We start from the raw sequence: 771 nt of genomic DNA, 5'->3' as shown, positions 1-771 counted from the left end.
AGTAGTGCTTGTGAATATTTATTAATTGAATAAAAACCATACATGGTTGAGACTAGCTTTGGTCGATGTTTTACGCGTGCTCGGCGCAGGGCTAAATGCAATATCCAAGCAGGTGTGCGTGAATGCACATGGATAATATCAGGATTGTATTGTTCGATAAGATGACGTAAAGGGGCAACTTGTAAGATTGATAACCATGATTTTTTATACATATGCAGCTGATGGTATATATTGCCATCTCGCTCTAAACGTTTGACCAAATCGTTATCATCATCGGCACTAGAGACAATAATAGAAGTATGCCCGTTTTTGGCCAAAGCACGTCCAAGATGAAAAATCCCACGTTCGGATTCATCATGCTTTAAGGACGACAGTAAGCGCATAACTTTCATAATAGCGTGGGCCACCAGTTAGGATATCAAGCTGCTATTGTCAGTTAAAAATGCTGAAAACTCAACCATGAAGACCGATTAGAGGTGACAAATCGCCATGCTGGCTCAAGTTTTTACAGTTTAAAGAATTGATGAGTGGCTAACGACGCTTTTGCAAGTGTTCAGCATTGGGCAATATTTGCTTTTCGCTTAAGTATTTCCAATAGCGCTGCGGTAAATACTGTCTGTGCAAACGAGGGTTTTTGCGCTCTTTAATGTTGACGTTGGTAAAGTAACCTTGCCAAAATTTTTGATAGCGCTGTTCGTCCTCACTATGAATACTGGCAGGATGACGAAGGACTGCCTCATCAAGCTCAGTGATGGTTTGTAGGGCAGCGGG

The 771-nt window shown here is 41.5% G+C and carries 2 protein-coding genes; both read right to left on the bottom strand.

Annotated features, from left to right (window positions below):
• Positions 1 to 392 (bottom strand): glycosyltransferase (locus tag ACS8FD_RS19575; protein WP_439277091.1); only part of this gene is annotated, 392 nt, incomplete at its 3' end.
• 139 nt (positions 393 to 531) lie between these two features.
• A partial coding sequence (locus ACS8FD_RS19570) for a DUF4130 domain-containing protein (RefSeq protein ID WP_439277090.1) occupies positions 532 to 771 on the bottom strand: 240 nt, incomplete at its 5' end.

The sequence above is a fragment of the Psychrobacter sp. 1U2 genome, from assembly GCF_051847575.1.
This window is presented reverse-complemented; position numbering and strand designations above follow the sequence as displayed.